Below are 18,157 nucleotides of genomic sequence, written 5' to 3'. Positions count from 1 at the left end.
AAGGATTTATTTTACAGTTGTTTTAAAATTGTCGAAACTCCATTCTTGCCAATCTCTTTGGTTTAACATTTCTATATAAGTGTTTAGTTTTTTATCTACTTTGTGCTTGTAGCTAGCGTTTAAATGTGTGTTGTTACTGTAAGATTTTAGGATGAAAGTATTATTGTTTGATAAGTTGATGAGGTACGAAACGTCAGTTGTTTTGGAGTAATTTAAGTTGTAATGTGTAATCACACCATCCCAATTAAAAGCGCAAGACATTATAAGAATAACAAATGCAAGTTGTGTGTTTACACGAAATAAATACCATAAATTTTTGATTTTGTACACTTTCACAACAGTCGTTGAAAGTCCAATTAATGTGAGCAATAGGTAAACAAACACACCAATACGTTTATAGGTAAACCCAAAAGAAGCGATATAATGATAGTTTTTTGCACCAATACTAAATACCATAATGAGGTTTAAAGCAATCCAAGTATAAGCCAATGTTTTTAAGGTTTGGTTGTTTTTGTAGAAGTTGAGGTCGCCTCTAAAAAACCATAAAATAATAACAATAGCCATTAATATAGAAGCAATAAGAGCATAAATTCCGCTATGGACTTGATTGGATAATTCGGGAGCATTTAGTGTGTCAATACTTGCTAAATAGGCAATATCTGTAATAAGAAAAAGTAGAATTAAAACATTGAGAAGTACCATTAGGATAAGTCCTAACTGATTTTCTTTTTTTAAGCTTTCTTCGGAAGGGTTTCCTGTGTTTTTTAAGAAATTTCCAATGCTTAAATCTTTTTCAGTAATGGGATTAACTTGTAAGGGTGTAGAGATATTGTAGAATAAGTAGTAACCTAAAGCAGCCAATAAAAACCAATTTAAATTAAAAAAACTAAAATCTATTTTGGCTATAAAATCGCTAAAAACAGGGTTCCCGTTTCGGTATAGGCCGATAAAAATAATAACGACTAAAAGCGGAATGCCGATAATTTTAGCCAAATGTAGGTAGTCAATATTTTTTTTGGATGGCGTAGGGTGTTCTGGATTAGCGAATAAATTTCGTTCGAAAAATCCGGCTATAGTGGTATAAATGCCGTTAAGCCAATTAATATAAATAGACGATTCATGTTCGGAAACATGCCCAATTATAGTGAAAAACGCAATGATATTTGCAATAATGGCCAACTGTGACTGAAATATAAACACGGATACCGCTGTAATAATATAAACCAAACTAAGTAACAACGTGCTTTTGTGTTTGAAGAATTTTTTGTTGTTGATAACCAGCAATAAAATGGTTAATACTGTAAATAACGATAGGTTTAAACCGATGCTTTGTTTGTAAAATAAGGTGCTAAATAAAAGCGCTCCGATAATGAGTGGTATGTTTTTCATAATGATTAATTTAAAGTACTTTGAATTTCAAAGTGTGATAGTAAAAAAAAGGTTTATTGTTTATTTATTAATTTTTCTAGTGCGCTAATGTGTTTTTTAAATTCGGCACGACCTAGGTCAGTGGTTGAGTAGCGGGTGTTTGGTTTACGACCAATAAATTGTTTTTCAACCTTAATATATAGAACTTTTTCTAACGCTTTGGCATGGCTTGCAATATTACCATCGGTAGCACCTAAAAGCTCTTTGAGCATATTAAAATCGGCGTATTCGTTCACCATTAAAATAGACATAATGCCTAATCTAATGCGGTGGTCGAACGCTTTATTTATGTTGGTTATTATGCTCATCGATCTAAACTCGCTTGCTTTTAGATTTTATTATTTCGTTGTCATTAATCGTTTTAATTTTGCCTAAAAGAAACATTACAGCAAACGTAATGCCTCCAAGAAATAGCGAAAAGGGTATAAGAATTACAGCGCCTTGTTGTGTTGTTTTGCGTTTAGATCCTTTGTCTACAATGGCTTTCGAGTTTTGATTAACTTCGTCGTTATCTATAATACCATTTTTGTTTACGTCGTAAAATGCAACTTCTTGCTCATATTTTTCATTGGAATAATATAAGAATGTAATGCCTAGTCCATAAATAATGAGTGCAGAAAATATGGCGATTTTGAGTGCTTTGTTCATTTTACATCGTATTTAAAGTGCATAATACTGCCGTATATAATGTGCATTATGCCGAAGCCTAATACCCATAACCAAAACCCATAACCGGGTAGTAGTGTTGCAATTAAACCTAGAACAATTTCTATATAGCCTAAATACCGAATATCTCCAATACTGTATTTGGAAGCATTCACCAAAGCTAAGCCATAAAATATAAGCATTAAACCACCGGTTTGGCCGTATTTACCATTGCTTAAAATAATTAAAATGTATAAACCACCAGCAACTAAAGGAATTAAAAAATTAATAACTAAGCGCTTAGATGTGGCATCCCACATTTTAGTATTGCTTTTTTTTGCTTTTCGAGCCGAAAGAAAGTAGCCTGTAACAGCGCTAAATAAAGCAACAAGTGCTAAATCGAGCATAACAAGTCTAAAGATATAACCATCCAACATTAAGGTGCCGTAACTGTGTGCTGTTACTAACCAATAAGCGACTGCAGCACCAATAAGCGCATAAGTGCCCGCTAAAATACCAGATAATCCACTGAGAGAAATAAACCGAGACGATTTATTCATCAGGTTTTTAATTTCTGAAATGTCTTTTAAATAATCTTCCGACTCCATAATAAAGTACTTTGAATTGCAAAGTAAATAAATGTTTTTTGATTTTGAAGTATAAATTTTTATTATGTTTGAAATTAAATTGATTGGTTATGAATCCGGTAGATACTTATTTTTTGAATCAGAAAGAACCCTATCAGTCAATTATGCTTTTTGTGCGTAGTATTATTTTGAAAACTCTACCAGAGGTTACCGAACGGTATAGCTATAAAATCCCATTTTATAATTGCCATAACAAACCAATGATTTATCTAAATATTTTGAAAGGAACCAATTATGTGGATGTGGCTTTTGTGCAAGGTGTACTTCTCGAAAAAAAGTTTCCGATACTGAAAAATGATAATAAAAGAAAGCAAGTACGATCGGTGCAACTGAAAAATTTAGAAGATTTAGAGTATGATAATTTTGTTGCATTATTACTTGAGGCTTCTAAGGTGCTGAGCGAAAGTAAACGGGCTTGGTTTATTGGGTAGTAGCGGTTTTACTTCGGTAATAGGGGAGTCGTGAATTTTGCAACGTGTTCTTTTTGCTGGTTTTGTGAAGTGATCTCGGCGGCTCTGCGCGGGAGGGATAGCAGCGGCATCCTTTTTGCAAAATAAAAAATCCAGAAAGTATCGTTTTTTACCATAGTTTCTGGACTTTGAAATGTGTTTATTAATGCGTGATTCTTGCAAAAAGATATAGCGGATAGCCCGGTTTTTATTTTTTTTAAAAACCCGCCCTAATTATAAAACGAAGTTATATTCGGAAAATACCTCCAAAAGCAATAACGCGTTGTAAATAGGTGAAATGTTGTGAGGCGCGGTCTACAGGGTTTGGTGTGGTGCGTATGTCGGGCATGTTGATGTAACCGCCTTTTAAATCGAGTTGCATGAAAAAGTACTTGAAAAATGTGAAGTTGATTCCTGCTCGTGCGGAAACGCCATAACCTGCAATGTGGAAATCGTCGTTGCGATCCATTAAAAGTAATGTGCTATTCGTTTTTGGAAATAATACACCCGCGCTAACACCTTCGGAAAGGTTAATTTGAAATTTATCGGTGTTTGGTAGGCCTAAAAATGATGAAATATCGTCTACACGCGCTATTTCGGCGTGTATGTAATTAAGCCCGTCGGTGTGTTCAAAACTTAGAAAATCGGCTGATAAATAGGTGGGCTCGTTGTTGTATGTGCCGTTAAACTGATAACCTTCGCCTTCGATTGGAGAATCGATATAGCCTTTTACAGGTAAGTCTATGTAGCCGTCTAATACTCTTGTTTGTTCGCGTTCCATAACGTACTTCATGTGGTCTAAACCAAATGAAATGGTGTAGTGTTCGGATATAAAATACCCAAGTTTGAAATTGGTTTGCGGAATGGTCATTCGAGTAGGGTTGATGTAATCGATGTGCCAACCTTTGGGTTTGTCTTTTGCAGTGGCATCTTTTATGGTGAAATCGTAATTTTCGCCTTCGAAATGAATGTCTGATTTGCTAAAGGTTTCGCGATTACCACCCCAACTTACAAAAATTTTACCTTTATTGGTAGCTGTGTATTTTAAGGGGTTTATATCTTGAGCGTAGGCACTAGAAGCGACTATACTTAATGCAAGTACAAGGTTTTTTAGGGATGTTTTCATTACTGTAATTTGAGGTACTAATTATAGCGATTGTATGGTTTTTCTAATTTTAACCAAGTTGCTTAGTAGGTTTTCTAAATTATCGAGGTGTAACATATTAGCCCCGTCGCTTTTGGCATTTGCAGGATCGAAATGTGTTTCAATAAACAAACCGTCTACGTTATTTACAATTCCGGCGCGGGCAATGGTTTCTATCATATCTGGACGTCCGCCAGTAACACCAGCACTTTGGTTGGGTTGTTGTAAGGAATGGGTAACGTCTAAAACAGTTGGTGCAAATTGGCGCATGGTAGGAATACCGCGAAAATCGACAATCATATCTTGGTAGCCAAACATAGTGCCACGATCGGTAATCCATGCTTTATCGCTGCCTGCATCTTTAACTTTTTGTACGGCATGTTTCATAGCCTCAGGACTCATAAATTGTCCTTTTTTAAGATTCACCACTTTACCTGTTTTCGCGGCAGCCACCACTAAATCGGTTTGGCGTACTAAAAAAGCTGGAATTTGAAGTACATCTACATACTGCGCAGCAAGTGCTGCGTCGGATATTTCGTGAATATCGGTTACGGTTGGTACATCAAATTTTTCGGATACTTTGGCTAAAATTTCTAAAGCTTTTTCATCTCCAATACCCGTAAAACTGTCAATCCGACTACGGTTTGCTTTCTTAAAACTGCCTTTAAATACATAGGGAATTTCTAATTTATTGGTGATAGAAATAACCTTTTCGGCAATGCGCATGGCCATATCTTCTCCTTCGATCGCACATGGACCGCAAAGCAGAAAGAAATTATTTGAATTGGTGTGTTTTATTTTTGGAATATCTTGAAGTGTCATCGACTTGAAATTTAAGCTGCAAAGATAATCAAATTATAGTGGTTTTTAATAACTAAATTGGCCGCTATCTATTGCCTTTTTTAAGACTTTAGATAGCGGCCAATTATATCTTTTTATTATTGAAATCTTGATTTTTTTCGAGATTAAAGTGTGTTTCTCATACTGTTTTTAATAATCCACATAGCCATAAAAAAATTCGTGATTACGAATAAAAGTGAGAAAAATGTGGTGTTATTAGCTGAAAATATTAAAGGGTTAAAGTAGACTACTTTAGATAAATAACCGATGATTAAATAAGAAGAAAGGCACACAAAAGTAATACCAAGCGAAAAATTTAATGTTTTATTTGGCTTTATTATTTGCCATAAAAAAGGAATTGCAAATAATAAAATAGGGTAGGCTGAGAGGCCTTCTGTTCTATTAATTTCTGTAAACCAATAAGCGGTAATTACAATGAAATAAAGGTATGGAGTCGTTTTTGTTATTTTATTTAATGGCGTCATAGCAATACGTTTTTTGTGATGTTATATTTGTGAGAGATTACTGTAAAGTTAACGAAAAGAAGGGCGGGAAATTATATTCAATTTTAATTATAACAAATTTTTAACTATGTATCAAAATAACACGTACCTTTGCAGCCTTAAATTAAGGCACGAATTATGGCTAATATTAAAAATATTGCAATTATTGCACACGTTGACCACGGTAAAACGACGTTGGTTGATAAAATCATGTATCACTGTCAGTTATTTCGTGAAAACGAAAATACAGGTGATCTAATTCTTGATAATAACGATTTAGAACGTGAACGAGGTATTACAATTACTTCTAAAAACGTATCAGTTGTTTATAAAGACACTAAAATAAACATTATTGATACACCTGGTCACGCCGATTTCGGAGGTGAAGTAGAGCGTGTATTAAATATGGCGGATGGTGTTGTTTTGTTGGTAGATGCTTTTGAAGGGCCAATGCCACAAACACGTTTTGTATTGCAAAAAGCAATTGATTTAGGTTTAAAGCCATGTGTGGTTATAAACAAAGTTGATAAAGAAAACTGTACGCCTGATGAAGTACATGAAAAAGTTTTCGATTTAATGTTTGAATTAGGTGCCGAAGAGTGGCAACTAGATTTTCCAACAGTTTACGGTTCAGCTAAAAATAACTGGATGAGTGATGATTGGAGAAACGAAACAACTAACATTGAACCATTATTAGATATGGTTGTAGAGCACGTTCCAACTCCGGTATTTCCAGAAGGAACAACTCAAATGTTAATTACATCTTTAGATTTCTCTTCTTTTACAGGTCGTATCGCGATTGGTAGAGTACAAAGAGGAAACATTGTAGAAGGCCAACAAATCGCTTTAGTAAAACGAGATGGTACGGTAACTAAAAGTAAAATTAAAGAAGTATTTATATTCGAAGGTTTAGGACGTAAACGTGTAGAGAGCGTTCAAACTGGTGATATTTGTGCGCTTGTTGGTGTAGAAGGTTTTGAAATTGGAGATACTGTTTCTGATTTAGAAAATCCTGAAGGATTAAAATCTATCGCTATCGATGAGCCTACAATGAGTATGTTATTTACAATTAACGATTCTCCTTTCTTCGGAAAAGATGGAAAGTATGTAACATCTCGTCATATCAAAGATCGTTTAGAAAAAGAATTAGAGAAAAATTTAGCACTTAAACTAGGTGAAACTGGTAGTGCAGATAAATTCATGGTTTTTGGTCGTGGTGTATTACACTTATCGGTTTTAATCGAAACTATGCGTCGTGAAGGTTACGAGCTTCAAATTGGACAACCACAAGTAATTATCAAGGAAATTGATGGTGTTAAATGTGAGCCAATTGAAGAATTAACTATTGACCTTCCTGAAACAGTTTCAGGTAGAGCGGTAGAGTTTGTAACTTTACGTAAAGGTGAAATGTTATCTATGGAAGCTAAAGGCGACCGTATGATTTGTGAATTCATGATTCCTTCTCGTGGTATTATTGGTTTACGTAACCAATTATTAACAGCAACTGCAGGTGAGGCTATTATGGCGCACCGTTTTAAAGAATACCAACCTGTTAAAGGAGCTATTCCAGGACGTATTTCAGGATCTTTAGTATCTATGGAAAACGGAACTGCAATTCCTTATTCTATTGATAAATTACAAGATAGAGGTAAGTTTTTCGTAGAGCCAGGTGAAAATATTTATGAAGGTCAAGTAATTGGAGAAAATTCACGTCAGGATGATATGAATATCAACATTACAAAAGCTAAAAAACAAAGTAATGTACGTTCTTCTGGAGCAGATGATAAAGCGAAAATTGTACCAGCAATTAAATTCTCTTTAGAAGAAGCTTTAGAATATATTCAAAAAGATGAGTATGTTGAGGTAACACCAAACCACTTACGTTTACGTAAAATTTGGTTGTCTGAAGCAGACCGTAAGAGAAATAAAGGGATTTAATTAGCACGCTAATTAATCAAATAAAAAAGAGAAGTCTATAGGTATAGGCTTCTCTTTTTTTATGCCTAAAAGTTAAATTTTGAAAGCAGCTTTTATCCGTTGTGTTTTGTTTAATTGGTTGATTATGAATAGGTGAAATTAATTTTAGATCACATCATATAAAAGCAACAAAAGTGAAACGGTTTTGTATCTTTGATAGATTAAGTTTTTTCAACTAAATTCAGTTTTATATATTTATGGCTGCTTTTGATTAAACAAATAAACACTAGAAACTTATTCTTCTTTGAAGCCATCTATTCATAATATTAAACATCACGTTTTAAGCAAACTGGCTTCTGTAAAAAGCATTTCTGTATTAATTAAGGTTACCATAGGGGTTTTAATTTCTAAGGCTGTAGCACTCTTTATTGGACCTGTAGGTTTTGCTTTAATTGGGAATTTAGAAAATTTTGTAAGTGCCTTGCATCATATGTCTGTTTTAGGCATGTACAATACTCTTGTTAAATATATAGGTGAGTTTAGGGACGATTTATGTAAGCTTAGTAAATTGCTTTCCACGGCCTTTTATATCGGTTATCTGTCCTGCGTACTAATTTCAGTTCTATGCTATTTAAATGCAGAGACTTTAAATAATCTTATTTTTCCAATTTATAATAACTACACTTATGTTATTGAAGTTTTTGCCATAGCATTACCGTTTTATGCCATAAACATGTTCTCGTTTGCCATATTGAAAGGGTTTTCCAAGTATAATACATTGCTTTTAATAAATAGTATAGGTCAAATATTATCAGGGCTTATAGCACTTATTTTAATTTATCAAACAGGTATTGAAGGCGCATTAATATCTGTCGTTATTTCAGAGTCGCTCATTTTTTTAATTACCCTAGTAGGTATTATAAACAGACGCAGTTTATCTGGTTTGGTTAAAGTGAACAATATTAAATTTGATTTTCTTAAAAAGATAGCGCCGTTTTCGGTAATGTCGTTGTTTTCAGCAGTTATTTTACCACTAGTAGCCTTAAGTATACGGTCGTATATTATAGATAATTTAGGCTATAAAGAAGCTGGGTTTTGGGAAGCCATGAATAGAATTTCAAGGTACTATTTTATGTTTGGCACTGCGTTAATGGGCTATTATGTGTTACCTCGATTATCTAAAATTGATAATGTTAGAGTCTTTTGGAAAGCGGTTTTGTGTTGTTATAAAATATTAATTCCTGTTTTTATTGTAGCGGCATCGGGTGTTTATTTCTCAAAATCTATAATTGTTAGCCTTATTTTTTCTGACGAATTTAGTCCGGTTGAAAGTTTATTTTTCTGGCAATTATTAGGCGATTTTATGCGAGCACTTTCTTTAATTATGGTGTCTCAGTTTTTAGTTAAAAAAATGTTTTGGCATTACCTTTTAACCGAAATCGGACTTGTTATTGCTTTGTACATGTTCAGTATTTATTATATTGATTTGTATCAAGATGTAAATGGCGCTGTAATGGCTCATTTTGTAAGTTATACCATTTATTTCTCTATTGTGGTATTGGTGTTAACGCTTTCTTTATTTGGTGCCGATAAGCGAAAATTGGAAGTTTAAAATGAATAAGTATTTGTATCTTTAATATATTAATACTTGTAGTGAATTAAATATGGACGAAAATCTTTCTGCTTATAAAGTCATAAAATATACCCATGTTTATTATGATGCTTGGAATAGATTTGTTGAAAATTCCAAAAACGGATCATTTCTTTTTCATCGCGATTTTATGGAATACCATAAGGAACGATTTGAAGATTATTCATTAATGGTTTTTAAGAAAGAGACGTTAATGGCTATTTTACCAGCCAATATTTCGGGAAATTGCGTTTTTTCACATCAGGGTTTAACTTATGGGGGAATTGTTCTTTCTAAAACAACCGCTTTTCAATCTACATTAGGTACGCTTTATGCTATATTAGAATTCTTGTTTGAGAATGATATCGAGAACCTATACCTAAAAGAAATCCCTGATATTTATCACCTTAAACCTTCTGGAGAGTTGCCGTATTTACTACATAGTTTAAAAGCTGAGACTTATCGAAATGATGTTTCCATGGCTATTAAATTAGATGCACCTTTTAAGTTTTCAACCTTACGGAAGCGGCAATTAAAAAAAGCGAATAAAAATGATTTAGTGGTGAAAAAGGAAACTAATTTTTCAACATTTTGGAATACGATTTTAATTCCTAATTTAAAAACAAAGCATCAAACTAAACCAACACATGCATTAGCTGAAATAACCTTGCTACACGCTAAATTCCCTAATAATATCAAACAATATAATGTTTACGATTGCGATGAACTATTAGCAGGGTGTACTGTTTTTGAAACAGAAAGTGTAGTGCATTTACAATATATTTCAACTGAAAAGGTTAAGAACGTAGGCGCCTTAGATTTTCTGGTGAATTTTTTAATAACTGATGTTTATAAAGATAAACGTTATTTCGATTTTGGAATTTCAAACGAAAATGAGGGTAAAAACATTAATGAAGGCTTATTAAATTGGAAACAAAGTTTTGGTGCTTCAGCAGTAATACATCGTTTTTATAACATTGAGGTTCAAAATTATTCTGCTTTAAAAAATATCATGATATGATTAAGTTTTTAGATTTAAAAGCGCTTAATGCGCGCTATCAAGATGAGTTTAAAAGTAAGTTTGAAAGTTTTTTAAATTCTGGTAGCTACATGTTAGGGGCAGAAGTGGTTGGTTTTGAAAAAGAATTTTCAAATTATTGTGGCGTAAAATATGGTATTGGTGTCAGTTCGGGACTCGATGCCCTACAATTAATATTCGAAGCGTATAAAACATTGCGCATTTTACAAAAAGGCGATGAGGTTATTGTGCCTGCAAACACTTATATAGCAACGGTTTTGGCAATTAGTAATACGGGGTTAACTCCAGTATTGGTAGAACCAAACTCTCAAACATTTAATATTGATATTAATGCTATTTTAAAAGCGATAACACCTAGAACGAAAGCCATTCTAGGCGTGCATTTATATGGCCAGCTCTACGATGTAGATGCTTTAGAGGCTATTTCAAACGAACATAATTTAATATTAATTGAAGACGCAGCCCAGGCACATGGTGCAGAGCATACCGATGGACGAAAAGCTGGAAATGTGTCGGATGTTGCCGCTTTTAGTTTTTATCCAACAAAAAATTTAGGTGCGCTGGGTGATGCAGGAGCTATTACTACCAATAATTTGGAATTATCTCAAACCATACAAAAACTCCGTAATTATGGGAGAACCTCTGCTTATAAAAATGAGTTTAAAGGTTTTAATAGTAGGTTAGATGAGTTGCAAGCTGCTTTCTTAAGAATTAAATTGAAAGACCTTGATAACGAAAATGATAAAAAACGTGAAATAGCACAATTTTATCTTGAAAATATAACTTCTAACCAAATTGTTTTACCTGTTGGTCATTCAAAACAGCATGTATTTCATCAATTTGTAATTAGGTGTGAAAAACGGAATGAGCTTCAGGAGTATTTATCTAAAAATGGTATTGAAACGATGATACACTACCCATTGGCAATACATAAACAAAAAGCATATATTGAGTTGTCTTCAATGTCGTTACCCATTTCTGAAAGGTTGAGTGATACGGTGTTAAGCCTTCCTATAAATGCTTCCATAAAAGAAACAGAAATGTTAAAAATTGTTTCTGTGATAAATCAATTTAAGTGAAATTCTTCAAAGAAAATAAAGATTTATTTTTAATTAAACTTTTCTCGGTTAATTCCATAGGAGTTGTTTTGCGCTCTATTTTAGGTTTAATTTCTCAAAAGTTAATTGCCATTTATTTGGGGCCAAATGGTATGGCTTTGCTAGGGAATTTAAAAAATGCTCTAGCATTATTTGGTTTAGTTTCCACTACTGGTATAGATCAAGGGGTTTTAAAGTATCAATCAGAATTTGAAAATAAGCCTGAAGTTTTAAATAAACTATATAGTACCTCTGCGGCGTATGCATTAGTTGGAAGTGTTGCTGTTTTTTGCGGATTGTTTTTTGCGGCAGATTACTTTAGTTTGTATTTATTTAACTCTACAAAGTACGCTTACTTATTTATTATTTTATCTTTTACAATGCCATTTATGGCTTTTTTTAATTTATGTTTTGCTGTTGTAAATGGGAAATCGAATTATAAAAAAGCAACGTTAATTTCGTTTACTTCATATACATTAATAACTGCTGTCGTTATTTCTTTAGTTCTAATTTATGGGCTTTCGGGAGCATTATTGGCTATAACTTTAACACCAATAGCTCACATAGTGGCGCTATTTATTTTTGCAAAAAAGGAGATTCTTCTATTTTTTAAAGTTAAAATTAAATTTCATTCCTTTTTTAAGGATAAATTATATCAATATATAATAATGGCTATTGCAGCTGTTGTTTTAAGTAATATTGTTGATCTTCAGTTAAGAAATTATTTAATTCAAAAACTGTCTGTTGCCGAAGCAGGATATTGGACAAGTATGACTGGTTTGTCTAACTATTATTTGTCTTTTTTAACAGGTGTTTATTCGTTATATGTACTTCCGAAATATGCTAAAATTAATAGTTTGAAAGGATTTAAAGTGGAACTGTTTCAAATATATAAAGTTATAGTTCCAATTTTCGCCATGATGTTTTTGGGAATCTATTTCTTCCGAGTATTTATTATTCAAATGCTGTTTACAGATGATTTTTTACCCATGCAAAATTTATTTAAGTGGCAATTGCTTGGCGATTTAGTTAAAATAGTATCCGTTGTAATTGCATATCAGTTTATTGCAAAAAAAATGTGGAAGCTTTATATTTTAACTGAAGCTATTTCTTATATAATATTATATATATTTGGTGTCTATTTTGTAAATTTAATGGGTGTAGAAGGTATTGTTTTTGCTCATTTTTTAAGGTACATTATTTACTTATTGATGGTTTTATTGTTAATTCCTTCTATTTTTAAAAAGAAAATATAAAAAATTAGATGAAAAGCAGTGTTCATGATTTGAAAAATCTAGCTATCCCAAAAATTGAGGATCCTAGAGGAAATCTTGCGGTTATAGAAAATAATGTTGTTCCGTTTGAAATAAAACGAGTTTATTATTTGTTTGATGTACCAAGTGGTTCAACCAGAGGTGGGCATGCGCATAAAACGCTAAGCCAATTTATAGTTGCTTTAAGTGGAAGTTTTGATGTTATTGTAAAGGACGGTTTAGACCAAAAAAGATTTTCGCTGAACAACCCTTCTAAAGGACTTTTAATAACTCCGGGGATTTGGCGAGAATTGGAAAATTTCTCATCGGGTTCGGTTTGCTTGGTTATAGCTTCGGAGGTTTATGATGAAGATGATTATATTAGAGATTTTGAGGATTTCACAAATTATAATAGGGTAGAACGTAGCTAAATTATAGAAACAAGTTTTCTGAATAAAGAATTTTGGCTGGCCCAAAAATGTATGTAATCTTTAATGCTTTTGTTGGGTATCATTTTATAAGTATCCTTGCCAAGTTGTTTTTCTTCAAAATAGCCTGTTAAAAATAATAGTTCTTTATAATAATGGCTGTTAAAAGTGTCTATCAATCCCTTGTTTAAATTATATTTTTCGGTATAAAAATCAAACAATTGTCTCATTTGTTGCTTTAAACAGTAATGACTTTCAAAACTCTTTTTTTGTGAGTAAGATGCTTCATGAACACGATAGATATGCAGCGATTCTTTTATCCTTTCAAAATTTGTGTTCATTGCTAAATCAACAATAATAGGGTAGTCTTCAATAGTAATGCCTTGATTTATATAGTAGTCGAAATCTACAAAATTATATAAGTGTTTTTTATTAAAACAAACGCCAATAGATGCAGCTTGGCCAAGTAAAATTTTATCTAAATACGCTTCTTTTGAAAGTTTTAAAGTCTCTTGATTATAAAAAGATTTCACCGTGTTCTTTTTAACGAAAAGTTTGTCCGACCCACTATCTACAAAGCCTAAGCTGTCGTCGTGTTTTAAAATGTCTACCATTTTCTGTAAAGCGAACTCACTTTTAAATAAATCGTCACCCGCAATATCAAATATATAATGACCCGAACATCGATCTAAAGTGGCTTTAAAATTTCTTAAAATACCTAATTGCGATTCGTTCTTTTTAATCTTAAAAAGTTTAGGATGTTTTGTGCTGTATTGCTTTATTATTTCTAAAGTATTATCGGTAGAGCAATCATCACCGACCACAATTTCATAATTAAAATCTACGTTTTGTTTAAGAATGGAAAGTAATGTCTCTTCAATATGTTTACCGCTATTGTAGGTAAGAAGATGAACCGATAATTCAATCATGAACAGTTTAGAATTTTAGTATTTTGAAAGTAGGAATTTAAGGTAAATTAAATAGATTTAAAAAAATAAACACCTATTTTTGAGTTATTGAGGATTTAATGAATGAAAGTAAAGAAAATTGCATTAGTTGGTTTTAGATTGAGTGGTGGCGGAGGAGATCGAGTTATGGCTAATCTTTCCAAGTTTTTTCACAAAAAGGGATTAGACGTTCATATCATCATTTTTCATGACGCACTGGGCTATTCCTGTTCTGGAACCATATTTAACTTAGGAAAACTTAAAAGTAACAAAAACAGTATTTTCAATAAAATAAATAGATTCTATCATTTTAATAAGTATTTAAAGCAGCATCAATTCGATTTTATTATCGATTTCCGGTTTCGGATAAACTTTATTCAAGAGTTTCTAATTTCCAAAATAATATATCGTACTAAAGCCATTTATACCGTACATAGCTATAAAATAAACGAGTATTTTCCCGATGCAACATGGTTAGCCAACTTAATTTACCAACAAAGTTATGCTATAATTAGTATCACAAACGTGATGCATGGTTTAATAGAAGCAAAATATAAATTCAATAAGGTTTTAAATATTTACAACCCTGTAGATGTAACTTATATTGACGAGGCTGTTACGGAAAAAGCGCCTTTAGATTTTGAGTATATTATTGGTGTTGGGCAATTTGACGATAATGTTAAGCAGTTTGATAAATTGATTCAAGCTTATGCAGATTCTGAATTACCAAGTCAGAATATAGCTTTGGTTATCTTAGGAAAAGGGACGTTAAAGCCAACTTTAGTGAATTTGGTGAACGATAATAAAATCAGTCATTTGGTCCATTTTTTAGGGTTTAAGTCCAATCCATATGTTTACATGAAGCATGCTAAGTTTTATGTGTTATCGAGCGAAGCAGAAGGGCTGCCTATGGTAGTTTTAGAGGCTTTAGCTTGCGGAACACCTGTTGTAGCATTCGACTGTCCGACAGGGCCAAAAGAGATCATTCAGCATGAAAGCAATGGACTTTTAATTGACAATCAAAATATGGAGGCACTCGTTAATGGATTGGACAGGATGTTGACGGACGATGCATTATATTTGAATTGTAAGAGGAATGCTAAAGCCAGTATCTCTAAATTTTCGCTAGATGTTGTAGGCGAACAATGGCTAGATTTAATGAAATACAATTAATTTCTTTTGAAAAAACTACTCTATATAACGACGCATTTACAAAACTCTGGTGGTGTTGCACGGATACTTTCGGTGAAATTAAATTATTTAGTTGAAACGTTTCATTATGAAATTTCGGTTATTAATAGTAATCATGACAACGCTTCGTTTTTTTACAATTTCAATAGTAAAATCAATATTTTCCCTTTGGATGCAAAAGGAAAATTGGGTTATAAAAAACAATTAAATAACCTTGTAAATACAATACAACCTGACTTTATAATTAATTGTGATAATGGATTTAAAGGAGCATTGTTACCTTATTTAATCACCTCAAAAGCACCTCTTTTTTACGAAAGGCATTGCAGTAAGTATATTTCAGCTGGTACATTAAAAGAAAGGTTTTTATTAAAATGCGCTAATCTCGTTACAGAAAAAAGTATTCATAAATATCAGGAATTTATTGTTTTAAATAAATTTGAAAAGGAAGATTGGAGTCGCAAAGATGTTTTAGTAATACCGAACCCGATTTGGTTTAAAACACCTTCAGAACGCATATTAAATAAAAAAAATATAGCCGTTGCTGTAGGGCGTCATGCTTATGAGAAACGGTATGATAAATTACTTCATATTTGGAAAAAAGTTGTAGAAAATAATCCAGATTGGGTACTGAAAATTTATGGCGAAAAAAACAATAAAATAAATTTAAAAAGCCATGTTGAAGCTTTACATCTCAACAATAGTGTAATGCTTTGCGAGCCTATTAATGATTTAAATAAAATATATTCTGAAGCATCGATGTTGTTAGCCACATCGGAATCGGAATCCTTTCCTTTAGTGTTTATAGAAGCCAAAGCCTTCGGGTTGCCTATTATTGCTTTTGAGAATTATGGATCTAAAACGTTAGTGGAAGATAATGTGAATGGTTTTTTAATTGGTTCAAATAATATTCAATCGTATGTTGAAAAAACAAAGCATCTTATTAGCGGTTTAGATTTGCAAAAGCGCTTAGGCGAAAACGCAAAAAAGAGTCTGGCTAAATTAGATATTGATGCTATAATGGCCGTTTGGCACAAGTTGTTTCAAGCTTAAAAAAATAAATTTATTTTTTTAAGTTATAAGAACAAAAATAACTAAGCCTGAACATATCAAAAACAAAAAGGGACGGTTGATCAGACTTTAAGTTTTTAGAGAAAACAGTGTAAAACAGTGTGTGAATTAAGGCTAATGGATAGTTTAATTTAAACCGTTTTAATTTATTGAAAAGTATTAAAAAGGTAACAAAATCAGGGGCTATTAACTTGTTCTTGTAAATAAAATTTAAGTTTTCTATCGATTTATGTGTTTTATCGAAAAACACAGTATTAAAATCGACATCGCCATGAATCACCGGGTTATCAATATGTATTACATGCGCTTCAATAAGACTTAAATGATAGGCGAAAATGGTGTCTTCATGTCCATATTGTATAATTGTTTTTTCAAATCGAATTTTTTCAAAAACCGTTTTACTGATAACGGTATTATTGAAAAGCACGCATTTGTAAGTCTTTTTTAGGCGCTCGTTAGCGGGTAAATCTTCGCGATAAATGCCATATTTCCAGCGTAACTTTCTTTCAGGTTCTACCGTTTCGGGATGAATTCTTCCGCCATAAACAACATCAACGTTTTCGTGGATAGATTCTAAATATCGTGAAATAAAATGGCTGTCTGGTAATAAAGAATCGCCATCAATAAATAAATAGTAGTTGTATTTGGCTGCTTCCGCCAGAGCATTCCGATTGTTGCTTAAACCAACATTCTTTTTTTGTGCAATGAATTTAGTATTTGGAAGATTGTTAATTTCTGCATTTTTAATATTCAATTCAGAATTAGAGCCATCATCAAACACTAAAATTTCAAAGGGGATACCACATAACGAAACCTGTTCGAAAAGCGTATGTGCCAGAACGGTAATATTATAGTTATAAGTTGGAATTAAAATAGAAAGCATCGCCGATTATTAGAAAGTATAAAAATACATTTTTAAAATATGTTAAGCCTTCAATAGTCGATAAGGTTGTTGATTCTGCTTATTAAAAGAATAGAGCTTCGGGATTATTTCCAAAGAAATTTAAATTTTAAAAGATGAAAGTGAAGGCTAATTTTTTCGTTGCACCACCTCGTAAACCGCGTTTTCATCACACTTTAATGTTTTGCTTGGATATTTTAAAAGCAGGGCATAATCATGCGTTGCCATTAAAATAGTGTTGCCGTTTTTATTGATGTCTTGTAATACTTCCATCACCTCAATGCTCGTTTGCGGATCTAAATTTCCTGTAGGTTCATCGGCTAAAATAAGTTCTGGGTTGTTTAGTAAAGCCCTCGCAATGGCAACACGCTGCTGCTCGCCACCAGAAAGTTCATGCGGATATTTAAACCCTTTAGTTTTCATGTCTACTTTATTTAAAACCTCTTCAACCCGAGTATTCATTTCAGCTTTAACTTTCCATCCAGTAGCTTTTAAAACGAATATTAAGTTATCGTTTATAGTTCTGTCTGGAAGTAATTTAAAATCTTGAAAAACCACACCTAGCTTTCGGCGTAGAAACGGAATTTCTTTTTCCTTTAAGGTTTTTAAATTAAAATCTACAATATGGCCTTCGCCTTCTGTTAACGGTAAATCTCCATAAAGCGTTTTCATAAAACTACTTTTTCCGGTGCCCGTTTTTCCTATTAAATACACAAATTCTCCTTTGTTAATTTCAACATTAACATCGGAAAGGACTAAGCTTTCTCCTTGAAAAATAGACGCGTTTTTTAATTCTAAAATAGCATTCGACATAAAATAAAGTAGATTTATAAAGTGCTGTAAATGTATTATTAAAAAATGAAAAGCTGAAATTATGTATGAAAAGTTTTGCTACAAGTGTTCAATAACTAAGCGTGAGTATCTAGTATTCAAAGAACAGTAGCTGATAAGAAATAAATATTAACCAACGTTCAAATTTTTTACACTGCAAAATATAATTATGGCACGATTATTTCGTTATAGCATT

The 18,157-nt window shown here is 32.5% G+C and carries 19 protein-coding genes; 9 read left to right on the top strand and 10 right to left on the bottom strand.

What is annotated here, in order from left to right; all coding sequences use genetic code 11:
* Positions 1 to 6: 6 nt before the first annotated feature.
* From QWY92_RS10870 to QWY92_RS10855, 4 genes are read right to left on the bottom strand one after another with little or no spacing between them, the layout of a single operon-like run.
* Positions 7 to 1,389 (bottom strand): DUF4153 domain-containing protein, encoded by a 1,383-nt coding sequence (locus QWY92_RS10870; protein ID WP_290271159.1) that lies wholly within the window; start codon positions 1,387 to 1,389, stop codon positions 7 to 9.
* Positions 1,390 to 1,442: 53 nt separating this feature from the next.
* Positions 1,443 to 1,736: a winged helix-turn-helix domain-containing protein gene (locus QWY92_RS10865; protein ID WP_290271157.1), complete on the bottom strand. Its 294-nt coding sequence runs from the start codon at positions 1,734 to 1,736 to the stop codon at positions 1,443 to 1,445.
* A 4-nt stretch (positions 1,737 to 1,740) separates the two neighbouring features.
* On the bottom strand, positions 1,741 to 2,076 hold the full coding sequence (locus tag QWY92_RS10860) for a hypothetical protein (RefSeq protein WP_290271155.1): 336 nt from the start codon (positions 2,074 to 2,076) through the stop codon (positions 1,741 to 1,743).
* Positions 2,073 to 2,681, bottom strand: coding sequence for a hypothetical protein (locus QWY92_RS10855; RefSeq protein ID WP_290271153.1), 609 nt, complete (start codon positions 2,679 to 2,681; stop codon positions 2,073 to 2,075). The genes QWY92_RS10860 and QWY92_RS10855 overlap by 4 nt, the downstream gene beginning before the upstream one ends.
* Positions 2,682 to 2,770: 89 nt before the next feature.
* Here QWY92_RS10855 and QWY92_RS10850 point away from each other — a divergent pair, with 89 nt between their 5' ends.
* Positions 2,771 to 3,151: a DUF1801 domain-containing protein gene (locus QWY92_RS10850; RefSeq protein WP_290271151.1), complete on the top strand. Its 381-nt coding sequence runs from the start codon at positions 2,771 to 2,773 to the stop codon at positions 3,149 to 3,151.
* Positions 3,152 to 3,416: 265 nt separating this feature from the next.
* Here QWY92_RS10850 and QWY92_RS10845 read toward each other — a convergent pair whose 3' ends face one another.
* From QWY92_RS10845 to QWY92_RS10835, 3 genes are all read right to left on the bottom strand, one after another.
* Positions 3,417 to 4,295, bottom strand: coding sequence for a hypothetical protein (locus tag QWY92_RS10845; protein WP_290271149.1), 879 nt, complete (start codon positions 4,293 to 4,295; stop codon positions 3,417 to 3,419).
* Positions 4,296 to 4,316: 21 nt separating this feature from the next.
* Complete coding sequence (gene kdsA, locus QWY92_RS10840) at positions 4,317 to 5,135, bottom strand: 3-deoxy-8-phosphooctulonate synthase (RefSeq protein WP_290271147.1); 819 nt, start codon at positions 5,133 to 5,135, stop codon at positions 4,317 to 4,319.
* Between the two features lie 143 nt (positions 5,136 to 5,278).
* Positions 5,279 to 5,638 carry a hypothetical protein gene (locus QWY92_RS10835; protein WP_290271146.1) on the bottom strand — a complete coding sequence of 120 codons (360 nt, stop codon included), beginning with the start codon at positions 5,636 to 5,638 and terminating at the stop codon, positions 5,279 to 5,281.
* A 156-nt stretch (positions 5,639 to 5,794) separates the two neighbouring features.
* On the opposite strand from QWY92_RS10835, the gene typA reads away from it, so the two are divergent.
* From typA to QWY92_RS10805, 6 genes are all read left to right on the top strand, one after another.
* On the top strand, positions 5,795 to 7,594 hold the full coding sequence (typA, locus tag QWY92_RS10830; RefSeq protein ID WP_290271144.1) for a translational GTPase TypA: 1,800 nt from the start codon (positions 5,795 to 5,797) through the stop codon (positions 7,592 to 7,594).
* A 283-nt stretch (positions 7,595 to 7,877) separates the two neighbouring features.
* On the top strand, positions 7,878 to 9,185 hold the full coding sequence (locus QWY92_RS10825; protein WP_290271142.1) for an O-antigen translocase: 1,308 nt from the start codon (positions 7,878 to 7,880) through the stop codon (positions 9,183 to 9,185).
* Between the two features lie 52 nt (positions 9,186 to 9,237).
* A complete protein-coding gene (locus QWY92_RS10820; RefSeq protein WP_290271140.1) occupies positions 9,238 to 10,224 on the top strand; it encodes a GNAT family N-acetyltransferase in 987 nt (328 codons plus the stop codon).
* The gene (locus QWY92_RS10815) at positions 10,221 to 11,321 is read left to right on the top strand and encodes a DegT/DnrJ/EryC1/StrS family aminotransferase (protein WP_290271138.1); all 1,101 of its coding nucleotides are present in this window, start codon (positions 10,221 to 10,223) and stop codon (positions 11,319 to 11,321) included. Before QWY92_RS10820 ends, QWY92_RS10815 begins: the two co-directional genes overlap by 4 nt.
* Positions 11,318 to 12,595: an O-antigen translocase gene (locus QWY92_RS10810; RefSeq protein WP_290271135.1), complete on the top strand. Its 1,278-nt coding sequence runs from the start codon at positions 11,318 to 11,320 to the stop codon at positions 12,593 to 12,595. The genes QWY92_RS10815 and QWY92_RS10810 overlap by 4 nt, the downstream gene beginning before the upstream one ends.
* Positions 12,596 to 12,603: 8 nt before the next feature.
* A complete protein-coding gene (locus QWY92_RS10805) occupies positions 12,604 to 13,023 on the top strand; it encodes a sugar 3,4-ketoisomerase (protein ID WP_290271133.1) in 420 nt (139 codons plus the stop codon).
* Here the strand turns inward: QWY92_RS10805 and QWY92_RS10800 are convergent.
* Positions 13,020 to 13,949: a glycosyltransferase family 2 protein gene (locus tag QWY92_RS10800; RefSeq protein ID WP_290271130.1), complete on the bottom strand. Its 930-nt coding sequence runs from the start codon at positions 13,947 to 13,949 to the stop codon at positions 13,020 to 13,022. The genes QWY92_RS10805 and QWY92_RS10800 overlap by 4 nt on opposite strands.
* Before the next feature lie 102 nt (positions 13,950 to 14,051).
* Between QWY92_RS10800 and QWY92_RS10795 the strand changes: the two genes are divergently transcribed.
* Entirely contained in the window at positions 14,052 to 15,140 is a 1,089-nt protein-coding gene (locus tag QWY92_RS10795) for a glycosyltransferase (protein WP_290271128.1), read from the top strand.
* 6 nt (positions 15,141 to 15,146) lie between these two features.
* Positions 15,147 to 16,211: a glycosyltransferase gene (locus QWY92_RS10790; protein WP_290271126.1), complete on the top strand. Its 1,065-nt coding sequence runs from the start codon at positions 15,147 to 15,149 to the stop codon at positions 16,209 to 16,211.
* 10 nt (positions 16,212 to 16,221) lie between these two features.
* On the opposite strand, the gene QWY92_RS10785 is transcribed toward QWY92_RS10790, so the two are convergent.
* Together QWY92_RS10785 and QWY92_RS10780 are read right to left on the bottom strand one after the other, a co-directional pair.
* Entirely contained in the window at positions 16,222 to 17,112 is an 891-nt protein-coding gene (locus tag QWY92_RS10785; RefSeq protein ID WP_290271124.1) for a glycosyltransferase family 2 protein, read from the bottom strand.
* Positions 17,113 to 17,259: 147 nt separating this feature from the next.
* Complete coding sequence (locus QWY92_RS10780) at positions 17,260 to 17,943, bottom strand: cell division ATP-binding protein FtsE (protein ID WP_290271122.1); 684 nt, start codon at positions 17,941 to 17,943, stop codon at positions 17,260 to 17,262.
* Positions 17,944 to 18,157 lie beyond the last annotated feature (214 nt).

The organism is Algibacter miyuki, assembly GCF_030409805.1.
Lineage (GTDB): Bacteria > Bacteroidota > Bacteroidia > Flavobacteriales > Flavobacteriaceae > Algibacter > Algibacter miyuki.
This window is presented reverse-complemented; position numbering and strand designations above follow the sequence as displayed.

What these genes read in the sequence shown, in the direction of transcription:
- QWY92_RS10870 (WP_290271159.1), bottom strand. Translation starts at nt 1,389, where the DNA reads ATGAAAAACATACCACTCATTATCGGAGCGCTTTTATTTAGCACCTTA.
- QWY92_RS10865 (WP_290271157.1), bottom strand. Translation starts at nt 1,736, where the DNA reads ATGAGCATAATAACCAACATAAATAAAGCGTTCGACCACCGCATTAGA.
- QWY92_RS10860 (WP_290271155.1), bottom strand. Translation starts at nt 2,076, where the DNA reads ATGAACAAAGCACTCAAAATCGCCATATTTTCTGCACTCATTATTTAT.
- QWY92_RS10855 (WP_290271153.1), bottom strand. Translation starts at nt 2,681, where the DNA reads ATGGAGTCGGAAGATTATTTAAAAGACATTTCAGAAATTAAAAACCTG.
- QWY92_RS10850 (WP_290271151.1), top strand. Translation starts at nt 2,771, where the DNA reads ATGAATCCGGTAGATACTTATTTTTTGAATCAGAAAGAACCCTATCAG.
- QWY92_RS10845 (WP_290271149.1), bottom strand. Translation starts at nt 4,295, where the DNA reads ATGAAAACATCCCTAAAAAACCTTGTACTTGCATTAAGTATAGTCGCT.
- kdsA (WP_290271147.1), bottom strand. Translation starts at nt 5,135, where the DNA reads ATGACACTTCAAGATATTCCAAAAATAAAACACACCAATTCAAATAAT.
- QWY92_RS10835 (WP_290271146.1), bottom strand. Translation starts at nt 5,638, where the DNA reads ATGACGCCATTAAATAAAATAACAAAAACGACTCCATACCTTTATTTC.
- typA (WP_290271144.1), top strand. Translation starts at nt 5,795, where the DNA reads ATGGCTAATATTAAAAATATTGCAATTATTGCACACGTTGACCACGGT.
- QWY92_RS10820 (WP_290271140.1), top strand. Translation starts at nt 9,238, where the DNA reads ATGGACGAAAATCTTTCTGCTTATAAAGTCATAAAATATACCCATGTT.
- QWY92_RS10815 (WP_290271138.1), top strand. Translation starts at nt 10,221, where the DNA reads ATGATTAAGTTTTTAGATTTAAAAGCGCTTAATGCGCGCTATCAAGAT.
- QWY92_RS10805 (WP_290271133.1), top strand. Translation starts at nt 12,604, where the DNA reads ATGAAAAGCAGTGTTCATGATTTGAAAAATCTAGCTATCCCAAAAATT.
- QWY92_RS10800 (WP_290271130.1), bottom strand. Translation starts at nt 13,949, where the DNA reads ATGATTGAATTATCGGTTCATCTTCTTACCTACAATAGCGGTAAACAT.
- QWY92_RS10795 (WP_290271128.1), top strand. Translation starts at nt 14,052, where the DNA reads ATGAAAGTAAAGAAAATTGCATTAGTTGGTTTTAGATTGAGTGGTGGC.
- QWY92_RS10785 (WP_290271124.1), bottom strand. Translation starts at nt 17,112, where the DNA reads ATGCTTTCTATTTTAATTCCAACTTATAACTATAATATTACCGTTCTG.
- QWY92_RS10780 (WP_290271122.1), bottom strand. Translation starts at nt 17,943, where the DNA reads ATGTCGAATGCTATTTTAGAATTAAAAAACGCGTCTATTTTTCAAGGA.